This window comes from Pseudomonas sp. X10 (assembly GCF_054889225.1).
Window position 1 is genome coordinate 799,595 of the sequence record NZ_CM142677.1, and the last position, 22,417, is coordinate 822,011.

18 protein-coding genes are annotated in these 22,417 nt (G+C 60.9%); 7 read left to right on the forward strand and 11 right to left on the reverse strand.

Annotated features, from left to right (window positions below; genetic code table 11):
• Positions 1-111: 111 nt before the first annotated feature.
• The 4 genes from ACYU03_RS03705 (at position 112) to ACYU03_RS03720 (ending at position 4,741) form a co-directional block, all read left to right on the forward strand.
• Positions 112-1,233 carry an ABC transporter substrate-binding protein gene (locus ACYU03_RS03705; RefSeq protein ID WP_461888161.1) on the forward strand — a complete coding sequence of 374 codons (1,122 nt, stop codon included), beginning with the start codon at positions 112-114 and terminating at the stop codon, positions 1,231-1,233.
• Positions 1,230-2,291, forward strand: coding sequence for a FecCD family ABC transporter permease (locus ACYU03_RS03710; RefSeq protein WP_461888162.1), 1,062 nt, complete (start codon positions 1,230-1,232; stop codon positions 2,289-2,291). Before ACYU03_RS03705 ends, ACYU03_RS03710 begins: the two co-directional genes overlap by 4 nt.
• On the forward strand, positions 2,288-3,067 hold the full coding sequence (locus tag ACYU03_RS03715; protein WP_461888163.1) for an ABC transporter ATP-binding protein: 780 nt from the start codon (positions 2,288-2,290) through the stop codon (positions 3,065-3,067). Before ACYU03_RS03710 ends, ACYU03_RS03715 begins: the two co-directional genes overlap by 4 nt.
• Before the next feature lie 276 nt (positions 3,068-3,343).
• Positions 3,344-4,741 (forward strand): amino acid permease, encoded by a 1,398-nt coding sequence (locus tag ACYU03_RS03720; RefSeq protein WP_461888164.1) that lies wholly within the window; start codon positions 3,344-3,346, stop codon positions 4,739-4,741.
• Between the two features lie 39 nt (positions 4,742-4,780).
• Here the strand turns inward: ACYU03_RS03720 and ACYU03_RS03725 are convergent, their stop codons facing one another.
• The 5 genes from ACYU03_RS03725 to ACYU03_RS03745 all read right to left on the reverse strand — a co-directional run bounded on the left by ACYU03_RS03725 (position 4,781) and on the right by ACYU03_RS03745 (position 11,195).
• A complete protein-coding gene (locus ACYU03_RS03725; protein ID WP_461888165.1) occupies positions 4,781-5,677 on the reverse strand; it encodes an alpha/beta hydrolase in 897 nt (298 codons plus the stop codon).
• 64 nt (positions 5,678-5,741) lie between these two features.
• Complete coding sequence (locus ACYU03_RS03730) at positions 5,742-7,970, reverse strand: TonB-dependent siderophore receptor (protein ID WP_461888166.1); 2,229 nt, start codon at positions 7,968-7,970, stop codon at positions 5,742-5,744.
• A 75-nt stretch (positions 7,971-8,045) separates the two neighbouring features.
• On the reverse strand, positions 8,046-9,392 hold the full coding sequence (locus tag ACYU03_RS03735; RefSeq protein WP_461888167.1) for a HAMP domain-containing sensor histidine kinase: 1,347 nt from the start codon (positions 9,390-9,392) through the stop codon (positions 8,046-8,048).
• Positions 9,392-10,084: a response regulator transcription factor gene (locus tag ACYU03_RS03740; protein ID WP_461888168.1), complete on the reverse strand. Its 693-nt coding sequence runs from the start codon at positions 10,082-10,084 to the stop codon at positions 9,392-9,394. The genes ACYU03_RS03735 and ACYU03_RS03740 overlap by 1 nt, the downstream gene beginning before the upstream one ends.
• Before the next feature lie 187 nt (positions 10,085-10,271).
• Positions 10,272-11,195: a LysR substrate-binding domain-containing protein gene (locus tag ACYU03_RS03745; protein ID WP_461888169.1), complete on the reverse strand. Its 924-nt coding sequence runs from the start codon at positions 11,193-11,195 to the stop codon at positions 10,272-10,274.
• Positions 11,196-11,297: 102 nt separating this feature from the next.
• Between ACYU03_RS03745 and ACYU03_RS03750 the strand changes: the two genes are divergently transcribed.
• Positions 11,298-12,545 (forward strand): cation:dicarboxylate symporter family transporter, encoded by a 1,248-nt coding sequence (locus ACYU03_RS03750; protein ID WP_461888170.1) that lies wholly within the window; start codon positions 11,298-11,300, stop codon positions 12,543-12,545.
• A 5-nt stretch (positions 12,546-12,550) separates the two neighbouring features.
• Here ACYU03_RS03750 and ACYU03_RS03755 read toward each other — a convergent pair whose 3' ends face one another.
• Both ACYU03_RS03755 and ACYU03_RS03760 read right to left on the reverse strand, forming a co-directional pair.
• Entirely contained in the window at positions 12,551-14,149 is a 1,599-nt protein-coding gene (locus ACYU03_RS03755; protein WP_461888171.1) for an argininosuccinate lyase, read from the reverse strand.
• A 21-nt stretch (positions 14,150-14,170) separates the two neighbouring features.
• Positions 14,171-15,412, reverse strand: a complete 1,242-nt coding sequence (locus ACYU03_RS03760; protein WP_461888172.1) for an OprD family porin — start codon at positions 15,410-15,412, stop codon at positions 14,171-14,173.
• Positions 15,413-15,737: 325 nt separating this feature from the next.
• On the opposite strand from ACYU03_RS03760, the gene ACYU03_RS03765 reads away from it, so the two are divergent.
• Positions 15,738-15,911: a hypothetical protein gene (locus ACYU03_RS03765; RefSeq protein ID WP_461888173.1), complete on the forward strand. Its 174-nt coding sequence runs from the start codon at positions 15,738-15,740 to the stop codon at positions 15,909-15,911.
• Between the two features lie 126 nt (positions 15,912-16,037).
• Here ACYU03_RS03765 and ACYU03_RS03770 read toward each other — a convergent pair whose 3' ends face one another.
• The 4 genes from ACYU03_RS03770 to ACYU03_RS03785 form a co-directional block, all read right to left on the reverse strand.
• Positions 16,038-17,021, reverse strand: a complete 984-nt coding sequence (locus ACYU03_RS03770) for an IS5 family transposase (protein ID WP_461887441.1) — start codon at positions 17,019-17,021, stop codon at positions 16,038-16,040.
• A gap of 689 nt (positions 17,022-17,710) precedes the next feature.
• A complete protein-coding gene (locus tag ACYU03_RS03775) occupies positions 17,711-19,579 on the reverse strand; it encodes a DNA/RNA helicase domain-containing protein (protein ID WP_461888174.1) in 1,869 nt (622 codons plus the stop codon).
• A 24-nt stretch (positions 19,580-19,603) separates the two neighbouring features.
• Positions 19,604-19,987: a nucleotide pyrophosphohydrolase gene (locus ACYU03_RS03780; protein WP_461888175.1), complete on the reverse strand. Its 384-nt coding sequence runs from the start codon at positions 19,985-19,987 to the stop codon at positions 19,604-19,606.
• 198 nt (positions 19,988-20,185) lie between these two features.
• On the reverse strand, positions 20,186-20,401 hold the full coding sequence (locus ACYU03_RS03785; protein ID WP_461888176.1) for a hypothetical protein: 216 nt from the start codon (positions 20,399-20,401) through the stop codon (positions 20,186-20,188).
• A gap of 535 nt (positions 20,402-20,936) precedes the next feature.
• On the opposite strand from ACYU03_RS03785, the gene ACYU03_RS03790 reads away from it, so the two are divergent.
• Positions 20,937-22,037 (forward strand): hypothetical protein, encoded by a 1,101-nt coding sequence (locus ACYU03_RS03790; protein WP_461888177.1) that lies wholly within the window; start codon positions 20,937-20,939, stop codon positions 22,035-22,037.
• Positions 22,038-22,417: the final 380 nt, after the last annotated feature.

Genomic DNA, 22,417 nt, shown 5'->3' on the forward strand with positions numbered 1-22,417 from the left:
TATCGGCACGCAGACCAATACATTTGCGACCTAGGGCGTGGGGCACGGGTCTATAGAATTCCGGGCTACAAATGCGACTGATTGTCTTTACTGACACCCGGAGAACCCGCCGTGCCCATTCCATTCTTCTGGCGGCGCCTGCTGCCTGTGCTGATCGTGTTCGCTGCATGGCTGGGCCTGGCGCCCTCTGCCAGTGCCCTCCAGGTCACCGATGTCCTGGGGCGCCAGGTCGAGGTGCCGGGCACGCCGCAGCGCATCGTTCTTGGCGAAGGACGGTTGTTCTTCGCCCTGGCCCTTCTGGATCGCGACGCGCCGTTCAAGCGTGTGGTCGGCTGGCAGAACGACATGCGCCTGCTCGACCCGCACACTTACCAGGTGTACGCCGAAAACTACCCGCAGATCACCCAGCTGCCACTGATCGGCCAGGCCTCCGAGCAGAGCGTCAGCGCCGAACAGATCTTGGCCCTCAAGCCCGACCTCGCGGTGTTTAGCATCGCCGGGGAAGGTCCGACTCAGCACAGCCCGGTGGCCGACCTGCTGGAGAAGGCTGGCGTGCCGGTGTTGTTCATCGACTTCCGCGTGCACCCGATCCGCAACACCCGGGTTAGCCTTGAAGCGCTGGGCCACTTGCTCGGTCGTGAGGACGAGGCGAGGCAGTACCTGGACTTCTATGACCAGCATCTGGCCCGGGTGACCGGACGGGTCAGCGCGCTTAAACCGAACGAGCGGCCCAAGGTATTCCTCGAACTGCTGCCGGGCGTCTGGCAGGCACCCGGCCATACCACCGGCAAGAGCGGGCTGGGCAGCGTCGTTGAGGCGGTGGGCGGACACAACATTGCTGCCGATGTGGTGCCCGGCGCCCTCGGTGACGTCAGCGTCGAGTACGTGCTCGAATCTGATCCGGACGTTTACATCGCTACCGGCAACCGTTCGCCCGGGGTGTTGCTGGGGGCAGGGGTGACGGCCGACGTGGCCCGTGCAAGCCTGGCTCGCATCGTCGCACGTCCCGAGTTCGCACCCCTTAGGCCGATCCAGGCCGGCCAGGCGCACGGCCTTTGGCATGACTTCTACAATTCGCCGTTCAACATCCTGGCCATCGAAGCCATGGCCCGCTGGATTCATCCCGAGCGCTTCGGCGATATCGATCCTCAGGCGACGATGGCCGAGATCAACCAGATGCTGCACATCGGCCTGGATGGGCACTACTGGGTCGACGCCCAGGCACAGCCATGACCGTTCTTGTACAGGAAGGCGCTGTGCTGGCCGCTCAGGGCTACCGGCGTCTGTTGCGGCGGCGCAGCCTGTTGGTGGTGGCCCTGGCTGCCGTGCTGCTGGCCTCGGTGTTGGGCGACCTGGCCAGCGGTGCTTCGGGGATGAGCCTGGGCCGCTTGCTGGGCGGGGTCTTCGAACCTTCGGCCTTGAGCGCCACCGAGCGGGTGATCATCTGGAACGTGCGTTTGCCCTATGCGCTGATGGCCGTACTGGTGGGGGCGGCGTTGTCGCTGGCCGGTGCCGAGATGCAGGTCATTCTCGACAATCCGTTGGCCAGCCCCTTTACCCTCGGTGTGTCCTCGGCGGCAGCTTTGGGCGCCTCGCTGGCCATCGCCTATCCGCTGGGCGTCGCCTGGTTAGCGCCCAGCGTGCAGGTCACGCTGATGGCATTCATCTTCGCCTGCTTGTCGGTGCTGTTGCTGCAGGCGATGGCCCGGGTGCGTGGCGCCGGGGTCGAGAGCCTGGTTCTGTTTGGCATCGCCTTGGTATTCAGTTGCAATGCCCTGGTGTCGTTGTTGCAGCTGCTGGCCACCGAGGATGTGCTGCAGCAACTGGTATTCTGGACCCTCGGCAGCCTGGCCAGGGCCAATTGGGAAAAACTGGCGATCCTGGCCTTGGTGCTGGCGCTGTTGCTGCCGTTCTCCCTGCGTGCCGCCCCGGCCATGACCCTGCTGCGCATGGGGGAGGATCGGGCACGCAGTTTCGGGGTCGATGTGCGGCGCCTGCGCTTTGCTTCGCTATTGCGCATCAGCCTGCTGTCGGCCACTGCCGTGGCCTTCGTTGGCACCATCGGTTTCATCGGCCTGGTCGGCCCGCATATCGCCCGCCTGCTGGTGGGGGAGGACCAGCGCTTCCTGCTGCCGGCCAGTGCGCTGGTCGGCGCCGTGCTGCTGTCGCTGTCATCCATCGCCAGCAAGCTGATCCTGCCTGGAGTGATCGTGCCGGTGGGGATCGTCACGGCGCTGGTCGGCGTGCCTGTGTTCGTCATGCTGGTGTTTCGTCGAGGAAGAAACCTGTGAGCCTGAGCATCAATGACCTGTCAGTGGCCTATGGGCAGCGCTCCATTATCCACGGCCTGAGCCTACCCGAACTGCCGGCCGGCAGCCTGGTGGCGTTGGTCGGGCCCAACGGCGCGGGCAAGTCCACCCTGTTGCGCGCCCTGGCCGGGCTGGAGCGGATGAAAGGCTCGTTGCGGCTCGATGGCGAGGAGGTCACCGGCTTGCCACTGGCCGAGCGCTCGCGGCGGCTGGCCTACATGCCCCAGCAACTGCCGCCGGGTATCGCCTTGGGGGTGTTGGAAAGCATTGTCGCGGCGCTACGGGTCAGCGGTACCGACAACCTGCTGGCCACCGCCTATGAGGCCTTGGCGCGGCTGGGCATCGAACATCTGGCCGAGCAGTCGCTGGATCGCCTGTCCGGCGGCCAGCGGCAACTGGTGGCCCTGGCCCAGTTGCTGGCGCGCCAACCGCAGGTGTTGCTGCTCGACGAACCCACCAGTGCCCTGGACCTGCATTACCAGTTGCGGGTAATGGCGGCCGTCCGCGAGCGGGTGCAGGTGCACCGGCTGCTGGCGTTGGCAGTGCTGCACGATATCAACCTGGCCGCCAGCCAAGCCGACTGGCTGGTGATGCTACGCCAGGGACAAGTGGTGGCCTGTGGCACGCCCAGCGAGATCCTGACGCCAGCCTTGCTGGCCGAGGTGTATGGCGTCCAGGCACGGGTCGAGCGCTGCTCGCAGCAGCGTTTGCAGGTGCTGGTGGATCGGGCGCTGCCTGCGGCGCAGGGTGGGCGCTGAGGGGCCCCCACAGCGCTCAAGTCAGGCAAATTGATAGCATGCCTCTATAGAACGCGGTGTCGTGATCGAACACCTGCGTGGCGTTTTCAAATAATTTGCCGCTCGCGCACCCAGCTTAAAGTGGTCCGCGACTCCAGCCTATGCGTTGCTCTGAAAGCGTGAAAAGCCCAACACCACCACGCGAGTGACGTGTTCATCATCTGTCCTTCCATGAGGGGGCCTTCCGCCTACGCCTGCCCGTCCTTTCCTTGTGTCAGCAAAAAGAGAACAAGATCAATGAACACCGTGGGATCCGATGGTAGTAACCTCGCGCAAGGTTTCAAACCACGTCACGTCACGATGCTGTCGATTGCCGGCATCATCGGCGCGGGACTATTCGTAGGCTCCGGGCACGCGATCGCGGCTGCCGGGCCTGCAACCATCCTCGCTTACCTGGTCGCCGGGACCTTGGTCGTCCTGGTCATGCGCATGCTCGGCGAAATGGCAGTCGCCAGGCCTGATACCGGGTCGTTTTCCACCTATGCCGACCAGGCCATCGGCCGTTGGGCCGGCTTTACCATCGGCTGGCTGTACTGGTGGTTCTGGGTGTTGGTCATTCCCATCGAGGCCCTGGCCGCAGGCCATGTGTTGCACAACTGGTTTCCTGAGATCGGCAGTTGGTTCTTCGCCCTGCTTTCCGTCGTTCTTCTCTCCGCCACCAACCTGTTCAGCGTGGCCAAGTACGGTGAGTTCGAGTTCTGGTTCGCGATCCTCAAGGTCGCCGCGATCATGGCGTTCATCGCCCTGGGCTTCAGCGCTTTGATGGGGTGGTTGCCTGATCGTCAGGTGAGCGGCCTCAGCAGTTTGATGGATCAGTACGGCGGCTTCGCACCGAAAGGCGCGGCCGCCGTGGTCGGGGCGTTCATCACCGTGATGTTCAGCTTCATCGGCACCGAGGCGGTGACCATCGCGGCCGCCGAATCCAGCAACCCGGCCCGCAACATCGCCAGGGCCACCCGCTCGGTGATCTGGCGGATCAGCACCTTCTACATTCTGTCGATCTTCGTGATCATCTCCGTGGTGCCATGGAATGATCCGCAGTTGGCAGTGGTCGGTTCCTATCAGCGTGCCTTGGAACTGATGAACATTCCCTATGCCGCATTCATGGTCGATCTGGTCGTGCTGATCGCCGTGGCCAGTTGCATGAACTCCTCGATCTACATCGCCTCGCGCATGCTGTACTCGCTGGCCAAGCGTGGTGAAGCGCCGGCGATGCTGAACAAGACGTCCAAGGTCGGCGTGCCGCGGGCGGCAGTGATTGGCAGCACCCTGATCGGTGCCGCCATCGCCATCCTCAACTTCTTCTTCGCACCCAAGGGCGTGTTCGAATTCCTGCTCGCCAGCTCCGGCGCCATTGCCCTGCTGGTCTACCTGGTGATCGCCATCTCGCAACTGCGCATGCGGCGCAGGCTGGAGCGGGAGAGCGTCGAGCTACAGTGCCGCATGTGGCTGTTCCCCTGGCTGACCTGGGCAGTGATCATCTTCATCGGCTGCGCGCTCGGGGTGATGATGTATACGCCAGAGCATCGTGCCGAGGTGACGGCGACGTTGAGCCTGGCGATTGTCATTTCGTTCATCGGGATTGTGACTGCGCGCAGCCATGCGCGGCCGGTGCAGGCGCAATCATTGGGGTAGGTGGCCGAGGTGCTTGTGATCGGCAAGCCCGGGGGGCGATCACTTGGACATCCGCTCGATCACCCGGCCCAGTGATGCCGGCAGCATAGGCCCATGGCCGAGGCCGTCGAAGTGTTCGTAGCTGACCTGAAGGCCTGGCACTTTCGCCAGGTCAGTGCTCAGCTCACGGGCTGGTCGCTCCGCGTTGCCCTTGCTTGGGCCGCGCGGGTGGGACGGTTCGTCACCACCGCGCATCAACAGTAGGCGCGGGCGGCTGTCGCCCAGGCGTTGCTGCAAGCCTGCAGCTTCGCGGACGATGGCGCCGTCGTGCCACCACAGTGAGGGACTGGCGGCAGCATAGTCACTGAATTCGTCGGGGCGGGTGAACAGTGCATGGAGCACGGCAAGGCCGCCGTAGGAGTGGCCCCAGATTGTCTGGCGGTTGAGGTCGATGGGGGCGATGGTGGCGATCATCGGACGCATACGCTGGGTCAGCAGATCGAGGAAGGCGTCCACGCCGCCGCTGGGGTGACCGGTCAGTGGGTCGAGTTGCTCGCCTTGGATGGGCAATGGCGGGGTGTAGTCGTAGGTACGGGCGCTACGCTCGATGCGCTGCTCGGTCTGGTAGCCCACGGCGACCAGCAGTGGCGCCTGACCGGCGGCTAGTCGGTTCAGTTGTGACGGATCGAGGGCGCCCAGCGCGGCGTTGCCGTCGAGCATCCACAGCACCGGGTAGCCAGTGGCAGGCGCTGGGCGGTCGGGCTTGCCGACCCACAGTTGGTAGTGACGTTTGCCGTCGGCAGAGTCCAGTCGCAGGCTGGTGAAGCGATAGGAGAGGTCCTGGCGTTGCAGTAGACGGGTGTCCATCTTCTGCTCCGCTCGCGGCTGCGCCAATGCCACGCCGGCCGGTGCGACCAGCGTCAGGGCCAGGGCTAGGGACAAGGTGGTGTTGTTCATCAGGCGTTCTCGTTATGTCCTCTGCAAGCAGCAGCCGCCTCGTCATGCACGAAGCGGCTGGCCATCAGAAGGAGGCGGTCAGGCTGGTGTAGAGGGTGCGGCCGGGTTCGTTGTAGGTGGCCGCGCCGGCCCCGGCAATACCGTTCACGCCTTGAGCGTTACCGGCCCGGTAGAGACGCTTGTCGAAGAGGTTCTCTACCCCGGTGGTCAGGCTCAGGTTCTTGCTGATGGCGTAGGTACCGCTGAGACCAACCAGGGCATAGGGTGACAGTTGGTCATTGGCGCTACCTGTCACGCGGTCGCCGTGGTAGTCGTATTTCTTCGGTTTCTGCTTGCCGTACCAGGCGACGTTCAGCTGCAGCGAGAGATCGTCGCTGGCTTGCCAGTCAAGCATCGAATTGAGCGTGTACTCAGGCGTTACCGAGAGCGTTTCGCCGGTTTCCTTGTTCTTCGACTGCAGCATGTAGGTGAAGTTGTTGCTCCAGCTCAGCTGTTCGGCCAGTGGAATGGTCAAGGTACCTTCCAGGCCTTCGACCAGCGCCTTGGGAATGTTCTCCCACTGGTAGATCGAGGCGTCAGCATACTCGCCGGTGCCGCCACTGGCATTGCCCACTGGGCTCAAGCCGGAGTCGATCTTATTTTTGTAGTCGTTGCGGAAGTAGGTCAGGCCAGCGACCCAGCCGTTGTCCTGGTACTCGATGCCTAACTCTTTGTTGACGCTGGTCTCGGCCTTGAGGTTTTCATTGCCCTGCAGATAGCAACTGGTGCTTTGTCCGTAGCAGCCTTGGCCGCGGCTATAGAGCAGGTAGTCGGGGTTCAGTTGGTACAGGTTCGGCGCCTTGTAGGCGCGGGCGATACCGGCCTTCAGAGTGACGGTGTCGGTCAGCGCGTGGGACAGGTTCAGCGATGGGCTCCAGTTGTCGCCGACGATGCTGTGGTGATCGAAGCGCAAGGCCGGGGTGAGCATGGTGCCGGGCATCAGCTCAATGTTGTCTTCGGCGAACAGCGAGAAGATCTGTGCTTGCGAGGTGGTGTCGCGGCCAGTGCTGTCCAAGCCGCCGACGGCGCCACCCTCGCTGGTGGTCTGGGTGTTGGCGCTGGGGTCGTCGAGCTTTTGCTGGCTCCACTCGGCACCCAGGGTCAGGGTCTGGTCGCGCCAGGCGTGCATCGGCAGATTGACCTCGCCGTGGGCGGTGAGGTCGCGCAGGGTCGAGGTGTAGAAGTCGGTACTGCTGAAAATACCTTCGGTGCCGCCGGCCAGGCCTTCATTGATGCGGCTGTTGCGGGTCTTTTCGTATTGCAGGTAGGCCATGGTACTGCCGAAGTCCCAGTCGCCGCGGTGAGTGATCGCGTAGTTCTCGCGGTACATGATGTTGGTCTCGTGACCGAGCATGCTCTTCACGTTGGCGTTGGAGTTGGTGTTCTGGGTATCGCCGGTGTAGATGTTGCCCTGGCGGCTGAAGCCCGCTTCGAGCTCCAGTGTTTGTTCTGGGCTCAGGCGCCAGCTCAGTTGGCCGTTGATGTCTTTGTTGCGTACACCCTCGCGGCCAGCGGGCAGGGTGCCGGCTTGGTTGCCGGTACGTTCGGATTCGTGGCCGGCATTGATGTCCCAGTCATCCGCATCGGTCTTGGCCACATTGCCGTATAGCCGGTAACTGAGGGTGTCGGTGAGCGGGCCATTGAGACCGAAGCTCATGCGCTTGGTGGCGCCTTCGTCACCGTGCTGGGGAAAGTTCTGGTAGACCGTGACATTGCCGTGGGTTTGCTCGCCCGCTTGTTTGGTGATGATGTTCACGACTCCGCCCATGGCCCCGGAGCCATAGCGCGCCGCCGCCGGGCCACGGATCACCTCGATGCGCTCGACTTGGTCAGCCGGCACCCAGTTGGTGTCGCCACGTGAGTCGCGCTCGCCGCGCCAGCCGTAGCGCACCGAGCTGCGGCTGCTGACCGGCTTGCCGTCGACCAGGATCAGGGTGTTTTCCGGGCCCATGCCACGGATATCGATTTGTCGATTGTTGCCGCGCTGGCCACTGGTGGAGTTACCGGTCAGGTTGACGCCCGGCATGGTGCGAATGATCTGCGACAGATCATTGGCCGGTGGACGTTTCTTGATGTCCTCGGCAGTGATGACGGATACGCCCGGGGCCTGCTTGGTCTCTTCCAGAGCGGTGGCCACCACGGTCTGGCTTTCCAGCTCGATAGGCTGCGTCTGGCTGGCGGCTTGCACGGCATTGGCCAGCAGGCAGCTGGACAGCAGCAGGAAGGGGGCAAGGGGAAGTGGACGGGGCGACATCTTCGATCTCCGGAACGTCGAGCTGAATGCGAGAGATCAAGGATGATAATTACTCCTAATTGAGAGTAAAGCGCATTAACTTTCTAAACATTCCTCCGCTGCCGGCAGTAGCAGATGCAAGCAAAGGCCTGGGTGAGCATTGCTCGCCCACAGCCGCCCACCTTGCAGTTCGACGGCGCGGCGGGCGATGGCCAGGCCCAGGCCGAAGCCAGAGCCGCTGCCTGCCAGGCGTTGGTAGGGCTTGAAGATACGCTCCAGGTCGGCTTCACCTACGCCTGGGCCATGGTCACGCAGGCGCAGGTGCCAGTACGCGCCGTCGCGCCAGCCATCGAGGCTGACCTGGCCATTCGCCGGCGAATGACGGATGGCGTTGCGCAGCAGGTTTTCGAGGGCCTGGGCCAGGCTGTCCAAGTGTGCCTGCACGCGACAGTCGGTGCCCAGGGAGCAGGGCAGGCGGGCTCGCTCCCAGCCGCTTTCGAAGCAGGTGTCTTCGCACAGCGCTTCCCACACCGAGAGCACCAGCACGGGTTCGGTGGGCAGTTGCGGGTGCTCGGTGTCCATCCAGGCCAGGTCGAGGGTGTCTTCCAGCAGCCGCTGCATGTCGTCCACTTCACGATCCAGGCGCTCGCGCAACTGCTCTGGCGGCAGGTTACTGTCGTGGGCGATGCGTAGGCGTGCCAGGGGCGTGCGCAACTCATGGGACAGTGTGCGCAGCAGCAGGCGCTGCTGTTCCAGGCTCTGGCGCAGACGTCCGGCCATGTGCTCGAAGGCCTGGGCCAGTTCGCCCAGTTCGTCGCGGCGCTCTTGCAGTGGCAGTCCGGGGCTGTCCAGATCATCTGCACGCAAGGCGTCGGCGCGGTCGCGCAGGCGATTGAGCGGCACCATCAGGTGGCGGTACAGGAGCAAACCGAGCAGCAAGGCGAGCAGGGCCGGCGCCACGCCGTGGGTGACCACGTGTGTCCAAGGCGTCAGGCCGGTGGGCAGCAAGCGCTCGGGCAGTTGGAGGACCAGGCGGCCGTCCTCGGGGTGTTCGGGAAACTCGATGCTGACGTAGGGCAGTTGGTCCTGGAGGCGCCGACTCATAGGCCAATCGAGCTTACGCATGAAGGTCAGGTGGCTCGCTTCTTCAGCGTCCAGCGGGGTGGTGCCCAGGCTTTCCAGGCGCGGGCCGATCACAGCCACCCAAGTGTTCTCCTCGCGCTCAAGCTGGCGCCGGTACGATTCGACGCCGGCGGCCCCGCCCTTGCGCCAGGCTTGCTCGGCCTGCTGGGCGTAGCGCGCCAGGTAAAGACGGTCGGCAGGGTCCAGGAAGTAGGTGCTGCGTTCCACCGAAAGGCCCCAGGTCCAGATCAGCCAGGTCAGCAGCAGGCAGAAGCAGACCTGCAGCAACGCCAGTTTCCACAGCAGCGGGTGACGACGCATCAGCTGTGTTCCGTTTCGACCAGAATGTAACCTTGGCCGCGCACTGCCTGGATCTGCAGGTGCTGGGCGCCGATGGCGGCAAGCTTGCGGCGCAGGTTGCAGACGTGCACATCGAGTCCACGGTCCAGGCGGGTATAGGCGCGGTGCAGGACGCTCTGATAGAGGAAGGCCTTGCTCAGCGCCTCGCCGGGGTGGGCGCGCAGGGTCGCCAGCAAACGGTATTCGGAGCCGGTGAGGCCTGCGCTGCGGCCTTGGTGAGTCACGTCCTGGGTGTCTTGGTCGAGGGTCAGCGAGTGATCGCTGCGCGGTTGGGCTTGGCGCTGGTCAAGGGCTACCCGGCGCAGCAGCGCATCGACCCGGGCGTCCAGCTCGGCGAGGCTGAAGGGCTTGGGCAGGTAGTCGTCGGCCCCGCGGGTAAAGCCGCTGATACGATCCTGTTCGGCCCCCAGGGCAGACATCAGCATCACCGGCACGGCCTGGTGGCGACGCAGCTCGTCCAGCAGGCTGAGGCCGTCGACGCCAGGCAACATGATGTCCAGCAGGACCAGGTCGAAACCGAACTTGCCTATCGCGTCCAGGGCTTGGGTGCCGTTTTCGCAGGCGTGCACGCTGAAGCCACGGCCCTGAAAATGGCGTTCCAGATCCTGGCGCAGGCGTGGATCGTCTTCGGCGAGAAGGAGCGTGGGGGACACGGCGTGGCCTTGGATGAGAATTCGATGCAGTTACGAATCATCCCATTGTGGGGCTCCCTGGGGCAATGGCCCTGCATCGCACCGCAGATAGTTTCGTCGCTCCTTTAGTCCAATGCCCTGCAACTGATCCCAACGTTTTCGGAGCGCTTGGCGTCTGCGCCGCCCGCCGGGAACGACCGATCTGTACTCAGATGTCGCGACGCTGCCGATAGGCCTTGGCCAGCTCGCGGGCCAGGCCGATGAAGTTGGTTCGCGCTGGCGAGCCTTCCAGCGCGCGACAGGCCAGCGTCAGCGGTGCAACCAGGCGTGGCCGGGCGCCGAGGATGCGGCGGTAGGCCACGCTTTCGCGATGGATGTCGCGCATCGAGGCGGGTACCACGGATACTCCCTCGCCAGCGGCCACCAAGCTGACGTTGGTCAGCATGCGCTCCACCTCGAAGGCGATGTGCGGTTCGAATCCTGCGGCCTGGCAGGCGCGCAGCAGGTTGGCATACATCCCTGGCGCGCCTGGACGGCGGACCAGAATGAATGGCTCGTCGCGCAGGGTGCGCAGGTCGACGGCCTGGTCGGCTCCAGCGAGTGCGGGATGGCCGATCGGCAGCACCAGCAGTAGCTCCTCCAGCAGCAGGCGGTGGTACTCGAAGCCCTTGGGGCGGGTGACCGGTGCGCGTAGCACAGCGATATCGAGGTCGCCGTTCTGAATCCGCTCGGTGAGTCGGCTGGCGCTGCCCTCGTCGAGACTGATGGAGACCGCCGGATAACGTTCACGGTAGGTGCGGATGATCCGGGGGATCAGCGGGTGCGCGGCGGCGGACGAAGTGAAGCCGATCACCAGAGTGCCTTCTATGCCTTGTGCGACCCGCGCCGCACGGTGTGATCCGCTCTGCACGCGAGCCAGGATGGCTCGCGCCTCTTCGAGGAAGGCGGTACCGCCCGGGGTAAGGTCCACGCCCTTGGGGTGCCGGCGAAACAGTTCGAAACCGAGTTCTTCTTCGAGCGCGCGGATCTGCTGACTCAAGGGCGGCTGCTGGATGTTCAGGCGGGCGGCGGCTCGGGTGAAATGCCGCTCTTGGGCGACCATGACGAAGTAACGGAGGTGACGGAGTTCCATGCGGGGGCGTTCCTGGTGGTCTCGTAGTGTCGGCAGGGGCGTGCCGGCTGGGGTAGGATAGGGCACGTCGCCGCGACCACAACAACAAAAGCGCAACGGCCAATGATCTTGATCAAGCTTGCCAGCAACGACACCACTCTGCTTCTGATCGCCATCGTCCTCGGCCTGACCCTGGGCATCGCCGACCCGGCCCTGGCGGTGAGGATGAAACCGCTCAGCGATACTTTCCTCATGGTGGTCGGCCATGCCGTGCCGGCGGTCATGTTCGTTCTCGTCGCCAGCGCCGTCACCGGGCTTGGCACCCTTGGCCCACGGAGCCGCTGGGTCGGCCGGGTGATTGGCTACTTCCAACTCATGACATTGCTGTCGCTGCTTACCGGTGCTGCGCTGACCCTGCTGCTGGCCCCCGGCGCGGCGGATCTGTCCGAGGCCCTGACGAGGCGAGCCGTTGGCGATCTGCCGACGGCACTCTCCAGCGGCCTGCTGTATCTCTTCGGTCATGTGCCTATCCTCCCGGTCCTGCTCGCGGCGTTGTTCTGCGGGCTGCTGCTCGGTCGAGACGGTGCGGTCGTCCAGCGCTGGCGCCGGGTGTTCGAGAGGGTGGCCGAATGGCTGCTGAAGCTCCTGCGCCAGTTGTTGCGTCTGGCACCGCTGGCCGCGTTCGGGGCGGTGGCCTTCAGCATAGGCCGCTATGGGCCGGGCTCGGCCTGGCCGCTGCTGAAATTCGTCGGCACCGTCTACCTGGCCTGCCTGCTGTTCCTCGGAATCGTCATGGCGAGCGTCGCCCGCTGCTCCGACGTCGCCCTGATACGACTGATCACCTACGTCCGGGGCGAGCTGTATCTGGTAGCTTCTACCGGGTCGTCGGTGGCGGCCATACCGGGTCTGGTGGCCAAGCTAGAGCGCGCTGGCTGTTGTCCACCGCTGGTGCGTCTGGTGCTGAGCACCGGCTACACCTTCAACCTCGCAGGCTCGAATCTGTACCTGGCCTGTGCCCTGGTGTTCGTCGCACAGCAGGCCGGGGTGTCGCTCGGCGGGTCGGATTGGCTGGTGCTGTTGGCGGTGGCGTTGCTGACCTCGCTCGGTTCGACCAGCGCTGCCGGTTCGGCCTTTCTCACACTGACCGCAACGGTGGCGGCGCTGAACCTTGTACCGCTGGACACCCTGGGGATTCTGCTCGGTGTGGAGCGGTTGATGAAGTGCCGCTCGCTGACCAACGTGATTGGTAACACGCTGGCCTGCGTGGCGATCTCGGCCTGGACCGGGACGCTCGACCGACAGGCGCTACGCGATGCTCTGGACACCCGCCGAGGGCAGGCGCTTCCCGGCCTGGAGGGAGGGAAGCGCTAGCGTGGTCAGCCCTTGGCCAGGGCGCTGAAGGCCTTGTTCAGCTTGGCTTCGGCGGCATTAAGGCGCTCGCGGCGCTCCTGGGTCCAGCGGCGGTCGCTGGCCAGGGACTGTTCGGCCTCCCCGAGCATGCGCCGGACCTCCGCCGGTTGCGGCCCACCGATGCCTACTCGGGTCTTGACCATGTTCTGCGGCGACAGCGTGGCGCGGAACGCTGACTCGTCCAATGGCAGGATGCGGGTCTTCCACTGGAATTTGTCGGCTGCCTGGGTGAACAGCTGTTGCGCCTGCGCGTAGGGAAAGTTGGCGGGGGTGAAGCCCTCACGGCGCGCCACACCGACAATGGCGGAGGCGAAGCCGTGGCCGATACGGAACGGTACCTTGTGCTCGCGTTCGAGGGTGTCGGCAAGCTCCATCGATGTGGTCCACTCAGCCTCCAACTCCTCACGGGCGCGTGCCGGATTGACCGTCAGTGCATCCAGCACCTTGTGCATACGTACGAACATCGTTCGAGCGTTGCCGAACAGCTCCAGCTCGCCGAAGGCGAACTTGTAGTCGGTCATCCCGGTGGTGACGTTATGCGCGCGTAGGGTCACAGTCTGGGACAGGCCGACGACGTCGGAGGCAGACTCCCGTGCGCGCATGATCAGGCCTGGGTTGCGCTTCTGTGGCATAGCGCTGCTGGAATAGGTGGAGCCTTCGTCGAGCAGCAGCCACGGGCGGACCTGGTGGTACTGGGTGTGGATGTCGCCGAGCATCGCGCCAAGGCGGATCGCCGCCGACGAGGCGATGCCTGCGGCCTCGATAGGGATGTCATAGCTGGACACCTGTCCGGCGTCCAGCGAGTTCTCGCGTACCCCGTCGAAGCCGAGCAGTTCTGCCAGCCGCTTGCGGTTCAGCGGCCAGGCCGAGTTGACCAGCACCGCGCTGCCCATCGGACTGAGGTTGAGCCGCTGGTACAGCTCGCGGATGCGCTGGGCGTCGCGCTCGAAGGAGGCCTCGTAGGCCAGCAGGTAATGAGCGTAGGTGGTCGGTTGGGCCTGCACGCCGTTGGTGTAGGCCGGGACCAGGGTGTCGACGTTGTCGCGAGCCAGCGCCAGCAGACGCGCGCGCGTGGCGTTCATCGCCTCGGTATAGGCCAGCAACTGGCTGCGTAGCGTTGCCAGGCGATAGGTCGCGTACATGTCTTGGCGGCTGCGCCCGGAGTGGATCAGTGAGGCCTGCGGGCCGATCCGGTCGATCATGATGCGCTCGATCTGCAGCAGGTCGCTGGGCCGCTTGCCGTTCGCCCGGCCAGCCTGGTCGAGCACATACTGCACACCGCCGGCGATCTCCTGGCCCTGTTGCTGGCTGACGATGCCTTCCTCGCTGAGCATCACGATCGAAGCTTTGTTGATACGGTTGATCCAGGCGAACTGGTCGTCCCGCAGGTGTTTGCCGTCGCGGGCCGAGCGGTCGACGGTGGCGCCGATCTTTTCCGTCTGCGCGGCACATTCGGCGGTACTGCGGCAGGCCACCTCGGCGGTATCGGCGGCATGCAGGGACAGCGAGTTGGCGGCCAGGACGAGGGCGATGGTGAGAGGACTCAGGTACTTGTTCAGGTGCATCGGACAGGTCTCCTTGGCCACTTAGAGCAGCGGCAACGTGTAGCTGATGATGAAACGGGTCTGGTCGATATCGTTACTGCCGTCACTGCGGTAGGTGCCGTTGCGCAGCCTGAAGTCGAGGTTCTTCAGCGGGCCACCCTGGAGGGTGTAGGCGATATCGGTATTGCGCTCCCACTCGCGCCCGTCGCGCCCGCCAGGACCGTCGTAACCGTCGCCGCGCAGGTAGCGGGTCATCAGGGTCAGCCCGGGCAGCCCCAGGGCGGCGAAGTTGTAGTCGTAGCGCAATTGCCAGGAACGCTCTCCCGGGTTGGCGAAGTCCGGCGAGATCATCACGTAGTTGACCAGGTAAGAGTTGGTCCCTTCGAGGTGTGGAAAGCCGGTCTTGCCGTGCATTTTCTGGTAGGCGCCGGTGAAGGCATGGGCGCCGGCCTGATAGGTGAAACGGGCGCCGAATGCGTCGTTGTCGACGTTGCTGGCGCCATCGTCGGTCGAGCGGGCGAAGCGTAGGTCGGTCTTGAGCTTGTGTCCCTCGCCGAGCGGCCAGACGTGCAGCAGGTCGACGATGTGTTGGCGATAGTTGCGCTCCAAGTGGGCGTAGTGATAACCGCTGGTGAGCGTCTTGCTCCAGTGGTAGGAGGCGCTGGCGAAGTCGAAGCGGTCGCTCTCCCGGCCGCCGCGAAGGCCCTTGCCGGCCGCTGCCAGCTTTTCGCTGGCACCGGTGTTGCGCAGGCTGTTGCGGGTCAGCCTGCCGGCATCCAGGGTCAGCCCGTCGAACTCACGGGAAGTCAGCTGGCCGCCCCGGAAGGTCTGCGGCAACAGCCGCGAATCGTTCGGTAGCACCGTCGGCAGCTTCGGCATCAGCGTGCCTAGACGCAGTGTGCTCTTCGAGAAGCGCGCCTTGGCCGTGAGGCCCAGTTGGCTGTAGTCGTCAGGCGCCTTGTCGTCACCCACCGGCAGCAGGCCGGTGTTCTGCCGCTGTGGGCCAGAGTCGAGCTTCAAGCCGAGCAACCCCAACGCGTCGACGCCGAAACCCAGCGGGCCGTCGCTGAAGCCGGAGCGGTAGTCGAGCAGGAAGCCCTGCGCCCACTCGTCGCGCTTGGACTGACTGGCACCGTCCTGGCGGTAATCGCTGTTGAGGTAGAAATTGCGAAGTTTGAGGGAGGCCTTGCTGTCGGCAAGGAAATCGGCCATAGCGAATTCCGGGCAGGCGGTGCCGCACAGAGCGACTGCCGCCGCGCCCCAAGGCAGCGGTGACTTGAGCATCGGTGTGTTCCTTGATTGTTCTTGTTAGGGGCCACCGATCCCGCAAGGGGCGCGGCGGCAGGGCGATGCTAGTCGGCCTTGCTTGACATCTAAAATATATTGTTCGTCTTGTGTTAATACTTTTTAAATATGTTGAGTTTTCGATGAACTCACCTGTCGTACGTCCTTGTAAAGACATCGCTTAACACACACGTGAAATTCGTGGAAGAGGTTATGAACGGCTGTGAAAAGTTAGGAATTGTCGTTTAACTTCCCGTCGTGCCGGTCATGGGTTGATAGATTCTCCTGGCGAATACTCCTCGCACCAACCCATCAGGAACTCGACATGAACATCAAACAACAAACAGTATTCCTTGCCTTGGTCAGCATGCTTGGCATGGCTAGCATGCAAGCGCAGGCCGCAGGACCTGTGGACTCAATCATCGATAAGACAAATGAGATAATCTGCAGGATCAACCCGATCTCTTGCATTACGCTCCCTGGTGGCCATAAGAGTTAATGCCGGTTAGGGAAACTCCGAACAAGTTACTCAGCGACCAGCACTGAACGGCATCTTGACCCAGGCCGACTCGATTTCGGCCGCCGATCATTGCGATAGCCAGGGCTCAGCCCTGGTTATCGCACCTTACAGGCGCACCTCTCCCGCAGGGCTCAATAACTGCCGGCGCGCCATCCACAGATTCGACAGCGCAAACAACGTGGTCAATTGCGCCGTGTTCTTGGCCAACCCACGGAAGCGGGTCTTCACATAGCCGAATTGGCGCTTGATCACCCGAAATGGGTGTTCGACCTTGGCACGTACCTGGGCTTTGGCCTTTTCGATCTTGCGTCTGGCCTTGTACAGCGCGCTGCGTTTGCTCAAGCGTTTGTAGGTGCTGCGTCGGGCTGCGATCTGCCAGATCACCTGCCGCCCTTCATGCTCTGGTCGTTTCTCGACACCTGTATAACCCGCATCCGCACAGACGACATTCTCCTCACCATGCAGCAGTTGCGCGACTTCCGTCACGTCTGCGACGTTCGCGGCAGTGCCGTGAACGTGATGCACCAGCCCCGACTCAACATCGGCGCCGATATGCGCCTTCATGCCGAAGAAGTACTGGTTGCCTTTCTTGGTTTGATGCATCTCTGGATCGCGCTTGCCTTCCTTGTTCTTGGTCGAACTGGGCGCATGGATGATCGTGGCATCGACAATCGTGCCCTGGCGCAGTGACAGGCCTTTGTCTTGCAGATAGTTGTTGATGGTTTCCAGAATCCCTGCTGCGAGCTGATGCTTCTCCAGGAGGTGTCGGAAATTCATGATCGTCGTGTCTTCGGGAATCGGCGCGCTTAGCGTCAGCCGAGCAAACTGGCGCATAGAGGTGATCTCGTACAACGCTTCTTCCATCGCCGGATCGCTCAGCGAAAACCAGTTCTGCAACAAGTGAATGCGCAGCATCGTTTCCAATGCATAAGGCTTACGACCGCCACCGGCCTTTGGATAGTGCGGCTCGATCAACGCGACCAACCCGCTCCACGGCACGACCTGCTCCATTTCGGCCAGGAAACGCTCTCGGCGGGTCTGCTTGCGCTTACCGGCGTACTCGAAATCGGAGAAGCTCATCTGACTCATGGGCAAGGCTTGCTTGGGGTGGCTAAACGAAGGGCCATTTCAGCACAGGTCGTGCAGCCTGTGCTGACTTGATCGGAGAATCCTTAGCCAGGTGTTTCGTTGACCTACATCGGCGGGTAGTGAAATCCGATGTTCAGCAATGAATATCGGATTTTCACGTGTCTATAGGAATGTTTTTCTGGCATTAAGCTGGCCCCCCCCAGCTGAAACAGCCCATTCATGCACAAAAAAGGCACTTGCGGGATTCGCTAAGTGCCTTTTTTGCAGAACTGACTTGAGCTGGCGATCGAAAAAACGGAGACCTGGAGCGGGCATGAGATCTACCCTCGGCGATGCTTCGGTGTTTCAAGAATACTCGAATGGCTGGAGCTCAAAAAATCTCAGAAGACCGAAAAATGGCTAGAGGCTGTGTTTTTACTGGATCGCAGGTGTAAAAAAGACGTGCCGGGGTAATTTGAAACAAGTCGGTATCTATCTGTTTTTTCTAGTTAATAATTTATTGGTCAACTTGCTTGGAATACCAGCTGGAACGCAGCGTGGTCTGGATTCCGATGGACGGTGCTTTTGTGAGCTGCCCCCAAAAGCGAATTGGGTCCAAATCTATCAAGCAAATGGTCGTGCTGTTGATTGTCGCCCCTGTGCGTACGATGTCCCTACTCGCACTTACAGGAGCTCCTGACAACGATACGTCAATGATTACCGTGCTGGCTAAGCCGACTCTCGAAGTACTGCGCAGTCTCTTTGTCCGTGCAGTACAGGTAGCAACCCTTCATCCCGCGTGTCATCAGGGTTCGGTACGTATTTTTGATGATCAGGTCTGTTTCTCTTTTCGCGAGGGTAGGTTGCTCTTTCATCATTTTTTTCCAGCCGCGAATCGATTTATCATGCTTGTCGCGCTCATCTGGGGATGTCACGACCTTACCGTCACGTACGACTAGGTCTGGCCCGATGATCACCCCGACGTAGTCGACTTCCAAGCCTTGGCAGGTATGGATGCAGCCAACCTGCTCAATGGAGTTCTCAGCGATGATCCATAGGCTGCCATCCTGATCCAGGTTCCATTGGCGTTTGTAGTCACCAATCACGATATCAGCAGCGGTGGGGTCTTTCTTGCTCAACCAAGGCCAGCAATAGCCCGCGACCACACGAGCTTTGTTCCCGTGGTTTTTCTCGTTGATTGCGTCATGCATCGCCTGAGGTGAGTCGAACACCTTAAACTCGTACTCTTGGGTCTCAAGCGTCGGATTTGCCGTCGAGCGAATGCCCAGCGTGTCATCCAGCCATGCCAGGTAACCGTCAGAACCACTGCAGCGAAACTGCGAAGACAGCACGTGTTCTTCAACTACAGCACCCTTGGCTTTTGCAAAGGCGCGTATCACCTGCTTGCTGCCGATATCGCTCAACGTTACACGTTGGTCCTCATCAATAAAGAAAATGGAGCATTTCGCTGAGTCAATCAGTTCCTTGATCTGGTTTTCCCCAAGGTTTCCATAAAGCCCGCTTTTCTCATTCAGCCGATGAGCTTCGTCCACGATGAGCGCATCGAATGTGTTGGGCTCAGTGTCGATGAATGCCCCAGAGCCTGAAAAGAAATTCGAGAAATGGCTGCGCTTGATGGTGCCAACCAGTTTGCTTTCGTAGACCTTGCGAGGGGCGGCATTCTTGGAGACGTATTTGCTCATCAGCTTCAATTCGGTGAGCTTCACCAGCAGATTGATAGCCAGAACGGTTTTTCCGGTGCCCGGTCCACCTTCTATGATCATCACTTTGGGTGCTTGGTCCGAAGCCTCGCTTGCCGCAGCAAGCGCCGACTCAAAAATTGCTTTCTGATCGTCAATCAATACGAACTCGGGTTTGCCTTTCATCAACCCCGCGAGGGCTTCGGCTAGCGCCTTGGATGGGCGAACTTTTCCTTCGGACAGCTCGTAAAGAACCTCTTTGTTGTCGCCATGACTTATATGCTTTTTCAGAAAGGTTCTGAGTTTACTGAGCTCTTCCGGGCCTTTCAGAAACAGCGGAGCCTTGCTGATGTAGGGCTCATAGTGGGCTGAATCTATGACCCCGTCGCTGACGTAGTTATGGAGGTAGGCGCACGGACGGATTTCGATGCTTTTGTCATACACCGCCTCGTTGAAGCCTTCCAGCAGCGCTGCATAGGACCATACTTGATAGGACGGATGAATGGTCTCAATGAGGCCGCCACCCAACGCCGTTTTGACGATGGCGTCTTTGGTTGTGGCGTTGGCCTTGCTCCATTGCTTCAGCTCGATCAGTACGGCCTTTTTTGCCTGGTTTTCGTCGCGACCGGTGAGTAGAAAGTCGATTCGCTTCGACGACTGCGGAATGTGCAATTCAATGGCCAGGCCTGCATCGCTCGGGAGGCCCTCATCTCTAAGGACCTTGGCCATGTACGTTAGGGACCCTTGCCACGACCTGATTTCCGAGGAGCCAACGTTCTTGCCGGTAGCTTCCTTGTAATGCCTGAGGATCACCTCCTCAATGTCATCGTTATCGTTGTCTTTAAGAAATTGCTGTTTGGTTGCAGCGTAAACGATCACGGGTTGTCCTTAGGTGCGTGTTGGTCAGAGTCGGTCGTACTTTTTGCTGTTGCTTCTGGCTTTATCTACGGGGTACTTCTGGCCATTCGAGGCGAGTTTCTGTGTCACGGCCTCGTTGAGATCAATGCCGAGTACGCTGCTCAGGCGAACCAGGTACATCAGTACGTCCGCCAGTTCATTTTTGACGGCTTGGCCGATTTCTGGGTCTGTTGCGGCGGATATCGAGTCGGCATCGCTCATCCATTGGAATATCTCGCACAGCTCGCCTACCTCTCCAGTGAGAGCCAGGATGAGATTTTTGGGGGAGTGGAACTGCTGCCAGTCGCGATCATCTGCGAACCGCTGAAGGGATGCGGCAAGCTTCACTACGTCAACCAATGGCGCGGATGAGCTGTCTGTGTCAATCACGGGGCTGTCTCTTGGGTATCAGTGGGGGCGAAAATGTGTAGGAAATCCAGCCTTGGATTGTAAGAGTTTTCGCTGTTTTCGCAGGTTTTTTTGTGGTTTTTCTCCCACAAACTGTCTGTAGGCAGAATTGCTTGCCAGGGCTCGCTATATCCTTCGAGAGTGGCGAAGTGGGCCGGCTACAAACTGGTCTTCCAGTGGCTATCGGCGGGCGTAGCGCAGTTTTTCGAGGCGACCGCCATGCCCCTCCTTCTCTTCATCCTGTTCGTTTGTTTGCACATAGGGCAGCAGCGCTTTCCAGTGGCGGCTGACGCTGTCCAATTGGGGCGGATAAGGAGGAGCGTTCTCCTGGTATTGCAACAATGCCCCTTCATCTTGCAACTGCTCGACCAGCCGTGCGAGGTTGGCAGGCTCCAATAGTGAGGCTGCCCCATTTCCCTTGGCCCGCTTCCCAACTCTCACTTACGGTCAGAATTAGGCAGGTTTAAGATTCATGCTGGCCTCGTTTTTGATCATCATTTTGACGAGACGAGGGTTCACTTCGATTTCGGGAGACAGACGGGAGGTTGTTGGCCGTGAGGGCCCGGTTTTCGCGGGGCTGGAATTTGGTGGATTTTTTATTGTACCTCATAGGGTATCTATAAACAGATCAGCTAGTTATGGCTTTTAGTGGAATCGAATCGGGAGTTGCGGAGGTCCAGTGAGAGCTACGCCCACCCGCTTCAAACGTTACGTGAGGAACGGCGAAAACGACCCATTACGGCCATTTTCACATGTCTGCTTTCGACCAAAAGCGGTCCCTCGGGGATGCTGGTGAATGACTTCTTACGACCCGAAGCGGTCGGTCAACACCGGCAGAAACCGGCCATGGACACGCCGAAGGAAGTTCCATGCCACACTGATGTAGCTGCACGGCGGCTAGTCAATCAAAAATTATCATGGAGGAACTCTGATGCCCACAGCCTTTTCAACAGCGCTTTACTACCCATACATCGACATAAAAAATGAGCGTTGGCTACGAAGTGCGGTGTTGTTCTGGGACTCCATCCGAACAATAGTCCCCGTTTCCCATCGTGAACCTTACTCGAATGATTTTGCTCGTGCCCTTTGTGATGAAGGCGTACTCAATCCAGTTCGTGTTTCATCGGATATGGACGAAGTTGAGGAACTCACTGAAAAAGTTCTCGAATTTCTTACGGACCCAGCCTCGGCCGGTGTAATGTTTGATACAGACAAACACCCGACTCGTAGAATTCATCCCGAGAAGATGTCCTACGAGCTGCGCGAGCTTGCTCATATTCATCCGGAAAAGCTGCCATACATGATCCGCTCGGAACTTGAGCGTGGGCTTAATGATGACGGTTGGCTTCACGTCGCACCTGGTTTCGCAAATTTCTACATGACGCTCCTCGCCTCTCAATTGGCTGAGCGACTAGGCCTAGGCTTGGTGACCGAGTCGTCTGCAGCAGATCAATTGGCAATCGCTGTGCGCAAGGGAAAACCGCTTGGCACTACTGGTCATCGACGCGTTGGCCGTCAGTTCGACGCGTTTGGATCGAGGCGCTCATTGCCAACAGATGTTGCCCCTAGTTTGCTCATTGATCTTATGGTGCAAGGAATTTCTTTGCCTGAGCATCTGTCGGTGGGTGAAATTATCAATTTCAAAAAATACCACGCGGAAGAGCTGGCTGTATTTCGGCGAGAAATCTCACGTCTTACCGCGGACTTGCCTAAAGAGGTACCTATCGAGGCGCTGCGACAAGCCGTATCAGACCAGTATCAGGCCAACGTATTGCCAGCGATGCATAGTCTCCGAGAGTCCCTGCGGGCTCAACGTTGGGATGCAGGCCTTAGCGGGTTATTAAAGGTTTCATTCTTCTCAGCTGCCCCAACCTCGACAGCAATCCTTGCAGGTATTCCAACCTCTATCGCTTTGGTTGCTGGAGTGGGAATCTCGCTGACAGCATCAGCGGTCTTATTAGCAAATCAGAGACGGCGTACGATAATAGATAGTCCTTATTCTTATTTGCTTTCAATGGAACGCAATTGGTGAGGCGCTAACAGATTTATTCTATGTCTAGAGCCGCCTTTGGGGAGAAAGCTACTACCCGCCGCTGACTGCTTTTGACCGATTCCTGTCTTTCGCGAAAGACAGCTTTGGGTCGATAGCGGTCAGTAGTAAACGGCTGCAATCGACCTTTTCAGGGCACTGATGCTGGGCGCTCCGCGTACCCTGTGGGAGCGGGCGCGCCCGCGAAGAATCCAACGCGGAGCCTGGCACCGGCTGCGCCGGTGTTCGCGGGCGCGCCCGCTCCCACAGAGTGCGCGTCGCGCTTACGAAACCCGTTATTTTTTCAGCGTCTGATATGAGTCGTTAGCTGTCCTCCACGAAGAGCAGCTATGGGTCGATTGCTTCCAGTCGTGCCTATCAAG

Coding starts and splice junctions, on each gene's coding strand:
- ACYU03_RS03710 (WP_461888162.1), top strand. CDS start 1,230: ATGACCGTTCTTGTACAGGAAGGCGCTGTGCTGGCCGCTCAGGGCTAC.
- ACYU03_RS03720 (WP_461888164.1), top strand. CDS start 3,344: ATGAACACCGTGGGATCCGATGGTAGTAACCTCGCGCAAGGTTTCAAA.
- ACYU03_RS03725 (WP_461888165.1), bottom strand. CDS start 5,677: ATGAACAACACCACCTTGTCCCTAGCCCTGGCCCTGACGCTGGTCGCA.
- ACYU03_RS03730 (WP_461888166.1), bottom strand. CDS start 7,970: ATGTCGCCCCGTCCACTTCCCCTTGCCCCCTTCCTGCTGCTGTCCAGC.
- ACYU03_RS03735 (WP_461888167.1), bottom strand. CDS start 9,392: ATGCGTCGTCACCCGCTGCTGTGGAAACTGGCGTTGCTGCAGGTCTGC.
- ACYU03_RS03745 (WP_461888169.1), bottom strand. CDS start 11,195: ATGGAACTCCGTCACCTCCGTTACTTCGTCATGGTCGCCCAAGAGCGG.
- ACYU03_RS03750 (WP_461888170.1), top strand. CDS start 11,298: ATGATCTTGATCAAGCTTGCCAGCAACGACACCACTCTGCTTCTGATC.
- ACYU03_RS03755 (WP_461888171.1), bottom strand. CDS start 14,149: ATGCACCTGAACAAGTACCTGAGTCCTCTCACCATCGCCCTCGTCCTG.
- ACYU03_RS03760 (WP_461888172.1), bottom strand. CDS start 15,412: ATGCTCAAGTCACCGCTGCCTTGGGGCGCGGCGGCAGTCGCTCTGTGC.
- ACYU03_RS03765 (WP_461888173.1), top strand. CDS start 15,738: ATGAACATCAAACAACAAACAGTATTCCTTGCCTTGGTCAGCATGCTT.
- ACYU03_RS03770 (WP_461887441.1), bottom strand. CDS start 17,021: ATGAGTCAGATGAGCTTCTCCGATTTCGAGTACGCCGGTAAGCGCAAG.
- ACYU03_RS03790 (WP_461888177.1), top strand. CDS start 20,937: ATGCCCACAGCCTTTTCAACAGCGCTTTACTACCCATACATCGACATA.